Origin of the sequence: Humidesulfovibrio sp., from assembly GCF_035560995.1 — a bacterium.
Classification (GTDB): Bacteria; Desulfobacterota; Desulfovibrionia; order Desulfovibrionales; family Desulfovibrionaceae; genus Humidesulfovibrio.
In genome coordinates, this window is sequence record NZ_DATMYK010000032.1 from 1 (window position 1) to 6,846 (window position 6,846).

7 protein-coding genes are annotated in these 6,846 nt (G+C 65.6%); 1 reads left to right on the plus strand and 6 read right to left on the minus strand.

From position 1 onward, the window contains the following. The 3 genes from groL to malQ form a co-directional block, all read right to left on the minus strand. Window positions 1-1,569, minus strand: a 1,569-nt coding sequence (groL, locus tag VN419_RS01020) for a chaperonin GroEL (protein WP_325643503.1), incomplete at its 3' end; no start/stop codon positions are given. Window positions 1,570-1,691: 122 nt separating this feature from the next. Then, entirely contained in the window at window positions 1,692-1,982 is a 291-nt protein-coding gene (groES, locus tag VN419_RS01025) for a co-chaperone GroES (protein WP_325643505.1), read from the minus strand. Between the two features lie 209 nt (window positions 1,983-2,191). Further along, the gene (gene malQ, locus VN419_RS01030; RefSeq protein WP_325643506.1) at window positions 2,192-3,790 is read right to left on the minus strand and encodes a 4-alpha-glucanotransferase; all 1,599 of its coding nucleotides are present in this window, start codon (window positions 3,788-3,790) and stop codon (window positions 2,192-2,194) included. 179 nt (window positions 3,791-3,969) lie between these two features. On the opposite strand from malQ, the gene VN419_RS01035 reads away from it, so the two are divergent. After that, the gene (locus tag VN419_RS01035; RefSeq protein ID WP_325643511.1) at window positions 3,970-4,344 is read left to right on the plus strand and encodes a hypothetical protein; all 375 of its coding nucleotides are present in this window, start codon (window positions 3,970-3,972) and stop codon (window positions 4,342-4,344) included. A 2-nt stretch (window positions 4,345-4,346) separates the two neighbouring features. Here VN419_RS01035 and VN419_RS01040 read toward each other — a convergent pair whose 3' ends face one another. From VN419_RS01040 to VN419_RS01050, 3 genes are all read right to left on the minus strand, one after another. Further along, window positions 4,347-4,646 carry an isoamylase early set domain-containing protein gene (locus VN419_RS01040; protein ID WP_325643513.1) on the minus strand — a complete coding sequence of 100 codons (300 nt, stop codon included), beginning with the start codon at window positions 4,644-4,646 and terminating at the stop codon, window positions 4,347-4,349. A 62-nt stretch (window positions 4,647-4,708) separates the two neighbouring features. Continuing rightward, entirely contained in the window at window positions 4,709-6,163 is a 1,455-nt protein-coding gene (gene glgA, locus VN419_RS01045; protein ID WP_325643517.1) for a glycogen synthase GlgA, read from the minus strand. A 68-nt stretch (window positions 6,164-6,231) separates the two neighbouring features. Next, window positions 6,232-6,657 (minus strand): NUDIX hydrolase, encoded by a 426-nt coding sequence (locus tag VN419_RS01050; RefSeq protein ID WP_325643515.1) that lies wholly within the window; start codon window positions 6,655-6,657, stop codon window positions 6,232-6,234. Between the last annotated feature and the right edge of the window lie 189 nt (window positions 6,658-6,846).

Consider the following 6,846-nt stretch of genomic DNA (forward strand, 5'->3'; position numbering starts at 1 on the left):
CTTGTCGGCGATGGCGCACTCGGTGGTGAGCAAGAGGCCCGCCACGGAGGCGGCGTTCTGCAGGGCGATGCGGGTCACCTTCTTGGGGTCGATGACGCCGGCCTTGATCAGGTCTTCGTACTCGCCGGTGCCGGCGTTGAAGCCGTAGCCGTCCTTGCCGCCCTTGACCTTCTCGACCACGATGGAGCCTTCGAAGCCCGCGTTGGCGGAGATGGAGCGCAGGGGCACCTCGATGGCGCGGCGGATGATGTCGATGCCGGCCTGCTCGTCGTCGTCGATGGGCTTCACGGAATCAAGGGACTTCTGGCAGCGCACCAGGGCGACACCGCCGCCGGGGACGATGCCTTCTTCAACGGCGGCGCGGGTGGCGTTCAGGGCGTCTTCCACGCGGGCCTTCTTCTCCTTCATCTCGGTCTCGGTGGAGGCGCCGACATGAATGACGGCCACGCCGCCCACGATCTTGGCCAGGCGCTCCTGGAGCTTCTCCTGGTCGTAGCTGGAGGTGGTCTCGTTGATCTCGGCGCGGATCTGCTTCACGCGGGCGGTGATGTCGGCCTTTTTGCCCTTGCCGTCCACGATGGTGCAGGATTCCTTGTCGATGACCACGCGCTTGGCCTGGCCCAGCTCATTGACGGTGATGGACTCCAGACGCACGCCCATGTCCTCGGACACGCAGGTGCCGCCGGTGAGGATGGCGATGTCCTGGAGCATGGCCTTGCGGCGGTCGCCGAAGCCGGGAGCCTTCACGGCGGCCACGTTCAGGGTGCCGCGCAGCTTGTTCACCACCAGGGTGGCCAGGGCCTCGCCCTCGATGTCCTCGCTGATGATGACGAGCGGCTTGCTCATCTTGGCCACCTGCTCCAGCACGGGCAGCATGTCCTTCATGGAGGAGATCTTCTTCTCGCAGATGAGGATCAGGGGATCGGCCATCTCGCAGGTCATCTTCTCGGGGTTGGTGACGAAGTAGGGGGAGAGGTAGCCGCGGTCGAACTGCATGCCTTCGACGACGTCGAGCATGGTCTCCAGGCCCTTGGCTTCCTCAACGGTGATCACGCCCTCTTTGCCGACCTTGTTCATGGCCTCGGCGATGATGCCGCCGATGGTCGCGTCGTTGTTGGCGGAAATGGTGCCGACCTGGGCGATCTCTTTCTGGTCGCGGGTGGGCTTGGTCATCTTGCCCAGCTCGGCGACGATGGCCTCAACGGCCTTGTCGATGCCGCGCTTGATGGCCATGGGGTTGCGGCCGGCGGCCACGAGCTTCACGCCCTCGGCGAAGATGCCCTGGGCCAGAATGGTGGCGGTGGTGGTGCCGTCGCCGGCGACGTCGGAGGTCTTGGAAGCGACTTCCTTGACCATCTGGGCGCCCATGTTCTCGAACTTGTCCTCAAGCTCGATCTCCTTGGCGACGGTGACGCCGTCCTTGGTGATGAGCGGGGAGCCGAAGCTGCGGTCGATGACCACGTTGCGGCCCTTGGGGCCGAGGGTGACCTTCACGGCGTTGGCCAGTTTGTCCACACCGATCTTCAGCTTCTCACGCGCCTTGGCGTCGAAAATGATTTCTTTGGCCATGTGTCGGGCTCCTTGAAAATTATGCCGTGCGGCGTTTTAGGTTGCATGCGGGCGCAGGCTTTTAGCCGCGCGCGCCCGGTTGTTCTCCGGTAAAGGGCGCGTGACGCCCTTCTTTCTCGTGCTTATTTCTCGACAACGGCGAGGATGTCGTCCTCGCGCAGCACCAGGTGCTCTTCGCCGTCGATCTTGATCTCGGTTCCCGCGTACTTGGTGAACAGCACCACGTCGCCAGCCTTAACGGCCATCTTGACCAGCTTGCCCGCGTCGTCCAGCTTGCCGGGGCCGGCGGCCACGACCTTGCCCTTCTGGGGCTTCTCTTTGGCGCTGTCGGGGATGATGATGCCGCCGGCGGTCACTTCCTCGGACTCCAGGCGCTTCACCAGAACACGGTCATTGAGGGGCTTCAATTTCATCTTTCACGTCCTCCGCAGGTGTAGTGTGTGTTTTCTTGCAGCGGCCCGCGCCAGAATTCCGCAGTGCGGATTCCGCGAGGGAGAGGCCGCCGCCGATGTTCGCGTAAAAAGCCCCGCTGGCGAAGGCGGGGCGTTCGTTGCATGCCATACATAAACATGCACGGGCCTCTGTCAACACGGGCCGGTGCAAAAAATGTCACTGCGGGCCGCTAAGAACGGGCTTCGTTCCCACCCGCGTCCTCTACGGACGCTTCGCCGTTCAGCTCCTGCGCCGGCGTGCGGCCGAAAAGCTCGCACAGGCCGCGCAGCTCCTCGGCCAGGGCCCGGCCATGGCCGCACAGGCACAGGGTGTTCTCCGGCGCGCGCCAGCCCCAGTTGCCCTTGGCCTGGCCGGGAACGTTCATGCGGTGCTCCGCCCCCAGACCCAGCAGATCCTGGGCCGGGATGACCGCGTCTCGGGCCGGGCTTGAAAGCGCCAGGCGGATGAACTCGCGCACGATGGTGTCCTTTGTGGGCGTGCGGCCCAGGTAGCGGGAGAGGACCCGGCGCACCGAAGGCGTGGCCTCGGCCTCGAACCAGCCGCGCGTGGTGTTGTTGTCGTGGGTGCCGGTGTAGACCACGCTGTTCTTCTCGTGGTTGTGCGGCGAATCCGGGCTGGTGGGCGTGTGCGGGCCAAAGGCGAACTGCAGGATCTTCATGCCCGGAAGCTTGAAGCGCTCCTTCAGGGCCACCACCTCCTGTGTGATGATCCCTAAGTCCTCGGCGATGATGGGCAGGCTGCCATGGGCGCGTTCCACGGCCTCAAGGAGCTTGGCCCCGGGCGCGGGCACCCAGCGGCCGTTCACCGCCGTCTCCTCGGCCGCGTCGATCTCCCAGTAGGCCTCGAAGCCCCTGAAGTGGTCCAGGCGCACCACGGAAAAGAGCCCGAAGTTGTGGCGCAGGCGGCTTATCCACCAGGCGAAGCCGTCGGCCTCGCAGGCCTCCCAGTCGAACACCGGGTTGCCCCAACGCTGGCCCGTGGCGCTGAAATAATCAGGCGGCACCCCGGCCACCAGGGTGGGCTGGCCGTCCTCGTCCAGCTTGAACAGCCCGCGGTTGGCCCACACGTCGGCGGAGTCGTGGGTCACGTAGATGGGCACGTCGCCCACCAGTTCCACGTCGAGCTTTTCGAGTTCCCACTTGAGCCGCCCCCACTGGCGGAAGAACAGCCACTGGCAGAACTGGTGGAACACGATCTCGCGGTGCAGCTTCGTGCCGTATTCGCGCAGGGCGCTTTCCTCGCGGTCGCGGATGTCTCCAGGCCAGCTGGTCCAGGCCGCGCCGCCCAGGCTTTCCTTCACGGCCATGAACAGGGCGAAGTCCGGCAGCCAGGAGGCGTTGTCGCCCACGAAGGAGGCGAAGGAGGCGTCGGCTTCCAGAGTTCCGGTGCCCGCTTCGGGCATCAGCCGGTCGAAGATCCGGCGCAAGAGGGCCAGGCGCGCGCGCTCCACGGCCGGGAAATCCACGCGGGGCGCAACGGGCATGGCAAAGGGCTCAAGCTCTTCAGCGCTGATGAGTCCGTCCTCGCTCAAGGCCTCGGGGCTGATGCACAGGGTGTTGCCCGCAAAGGCGGAAAAGCTGGAATAGGGCGAACTGCCCAGGCTGGCCGCCGTGGGATTCAAGGGCAGCACCTGCCAGCGGCTTTGCCCGGCCAGGGACAGGAACTCGCCGAAGCGCAGGGCTTCGGGCCCCAGGCCGCCGATGCCGAAGCGCGAGGGCAGGGAGCTGATGTGCAGGAGCACGCCGCTGGTGCGTCTGGACGGGGGCATGGGGCCTCCTTGGGGGCTTTGCGCCGGGGGCGTTGTGAAAGGAAACGTGGCCTGCCCACCCTATACGTCTTTGCGCCGGGACGGAAGGGCCGCAAAAAGCCGGGCAGGGCGGAAATTGCCGCCCCAGGGCTGGCACGCAAGGTGCATCAACCTTTGGGAATCATAAATAAAGGACGGACATGACCATGCGCACCGGCACGGATATGAGTGGGGAGACGCGGCCGCAGGACGGCCAGCAGCTGCACAGGGCGCAGGCCGCCCTGGCCGGGGGCGGGGGCCCCCTGCACGAGCTGGATTACGACGATCTGGCCTTGAGCGCGCAGGGCATGCGCATGGTGCGCCGGGCGGCCATGGACGTGTTGCGCCGCTTTAGCGCGGTGGACGAGAACGAGGTGACGCTGGCGCGCGCCCTGGCTTTGTTTTTGGACCACGTGTTCTGGGAGGAGAAGAGCGGCGGGCTTCTTCTCTGCGCGGACTTCCCGGATCAGAGCTTCTGCCTGCCCATCCCCCGTGACTGCTGGAGCATGAAGCCCCGCATCGGCCGGGCCCAGTAACGTTACAGCACCACCACGGAGTTGTCGGCGTCGGCAAAGGGGCTGAACACGTAGCAGTCGGCCTCGGTGTCGTTCAGCCACGCCCCGGCGTCCGTTACAAAACGGTACTGGTAGCTTGCGCCCGTGGGCAGCTCCAGACTTAAGCTGAAGGATCCCTTGGCCTTGCGCATGGGCGCGGGCGTCCAGGCGTTGAACTCACCGGCCAGGAAGAGCTTTCTGGCCCCGCCCGCGGATTCTTCCGTGAGGCTGAAGCCCACCTTGCATACGGTCTTGTCCTTGGAAAACTTCTTGGTCAGCGGCATCGGGTCATCCTCCTGCTTGGTGAGGTTGGGCCCGCAGCGCCGGGCCTGGCGGAACGGGCGGCCTAGATGCGCGCGCCCAAGGAACGGTAAAGCTCGATGTACTGCGCGGCGGACTGCTCCCAGCTGAAGTCCTGGCCCATGGCCCGCTCCACCATGCCCTTCCAGTAGGGCTTGTCGTCGCGCCACAGGTCCAGCGCCTGGCGGATGGCTGCGTAGAACTCCTCGGCCGTGGAGTTTTCGAAGGTGAAGCCCGTGGCGCGCGGGTGCGGGTAGGGGGCGATGGTGTCGCGCAGGCCGCCCACGGCCGTGGCCACCGGCGGCGTGCCGAAACGCAGGGCGTACATCTGCGTCAGGCCGCAGGGCTCGTAGCGCGAGGGCATGAGGAAGATGTCCGACCCGGCCTGGATGCGGTGGGCCAGATCCTCGGAGTAGCCCACGATGACGCGCAGCCGGTCCTGATGCACCTCGGCCAGCTCCTGCAGCCTGGCTTCGTGCTCCAGCTTGCCTTCGCCCAGCACGATGAGCCCAACCTCCTGTTCCATGAGTTTCGGGATGACGTCGATCAGAAGATCTACGCCCTTCTGGCCCCGGAAGCGGCCGATGAAGCTCATGACCGGCTTGTCCTCCAGCTGGTCGGGCAGGTGCATTTCCTTCAACAGTGCGTTCTTGCAGTCCTGCTTGCCCTCGGCGCAGCCCGCCTTGTAGATGCAGGGCAGGTACTTGTCATCCCGCGGGTCCCACACGGTGTAGTCCGCCCCGTTCAATATGCCGCGCAGCACGCCGCGCCGCCGCCCCAGCAAACCCTCCAGCCCGCAGCCGAACTGCGGGGTCAGGATCTCCTCGGCGTAGGAGGGGCTCACCGTGGTCACGGAATCGGCGTAGGCGATGCCGGTCTTGAGCAGGTTGAAATCGCCGTAGAACTCGGCCCCGTTCATGTTCCAGGCCTCCGGCGGCAGGCCGGATTCGAAGAACAGGCGCGAGGCGAAGCGGCCCTGGAAGGCCAGGTTGTGGATGGTCAGGATGGTCTTGGTCTCTTTCCAGAAGGGGTCTGTCCTGCGCCAGAAGTGCAGATAGGCGGGCACCAGGGCGCTCTGCCAGTCGTGGGCGTGGATGACCGCCGGGGCCCAGTCGAGGCGTCTGGCCCATTCGAGCGTTGCGCGGCAGAAGAAGTTGAAGCGCTCGCAGTTGTCGAAATAGTCGCCCGCATGGGTGTTGTAGAGATTGCGGCGGTCGAAGTATTCGCCCCGGCCCACGAAGTACACGGGCATGCCGTAGTAGTCGGCCTGGTAGATCTCCGCCGTGATGGGCGCCCAGGGGTAGCCCACGGGGCAGCGCTCGGTCAAAAGGCGCAGGCCAAACTCTGAGGTGTTCATGCGGCCATACAACGGGGTCACCACCGCCGTGTTCACGCCCATGCGGAAGAGGGTCAGGGGCAGCGCGCCCAGCACGTCGGCCAGACCGCCGGTTTTGGAGAATGGGTACATCTCCGAGGTCATGAACAGGACGAGCGGCTTGATGCCCATGCTATCCCTCGAAACAACCGGCCGGATTCCTCCGGCGCGGGTCAGTTCTGTACGGCCGCCCGCTAGGGGCCCAGGCGCTTGAGGCCGGCCACGAAGTCCTGAACGATCTGCCCGTGGTCGAAGGCCAGGGGGGGCAGGGCGTCCAGTTTGAAAAAATCGGCCCTTGCGGCGTCGTCCCCGGCGGCGAGGGCTTCGGGGTCGAGAGCCTGGGCGGCATAGACCACGCTCATGGTGTGGCCGCGCGGGTCGCGCGCCGGGTCGGAGTACACGCCCACCAGTCCGGTAAGCACTACGTCGAGCCCGGTCTCCTCTTTCGCCTCGCGCCGGGCCGCGGCCTCGCAGGTCTCGCCGTAGTCGACGAAGCCGCCCGGCAGGGCCCAGCCCGGAGGCGGATTCCTGCGCTCCACCAGCACGATGCCCCTGTGCGCGTGGTAAATCAAGACGTCCACGGTGGGGGCGGGGTTGCGGTGCTGGGCGGGTGCGGGCATGTCCATCCTCTCGTCGGTTCCCTTTGGCGATAAAATTGAAGCAGGCCGCGTGTTTGGCGCTAAGCATCTCCTGGATAGGCGATTTTGCGCCTTCTTACAAGCACAATTGTGTGACATGCCGGAGAGTTCTTGAAACCGTGCGCGCACGGATTGAAAAGACCGGAAAAGGAAGTCGAAGGCCGGGAGGCC

What these genes read in the sequence shown, in the direction of transcription:
- malQ (WP_325643506.1), bottom strand. Translation starts at nt 3,790, where the DNA reads ATGCCCCCGTCCAGACGCACCAGCGGCGTGCTCCTGCACATCAGCTCC.
- VN419_RS01035 (WP_325643511.1), top strand. Translation starts at nt 3,970, where the DNA reads ATGACCATGCGCACCGGCACGGATATGAGTGGGGAGACGCGGCCGCAG.
- groES (WP_325643505.1), bottom strand. Translation starts at nt 1,982, where the DNA reads ATGAAATTGAAGCCCCTCAATGACCGTGTTCTGGTGAAGCGCCTGGAG.
- VN419_RS01050 (WP_325643515.1), bottom strand. Translation starts at nt 6,657, where the DNA reads ATGCCCGCACCCGCCCAGCACCGCAACCCCGCCCCCACCGTGGACGTC.
- VN419_RS01040 (WP_325643513.1), bottom strand. Translation starts at nt 4,646, where the DNA reads ATGCCGCTGACCAAGAAGTTTTCCAAGGACAAGACCGTATGCAAGGTG.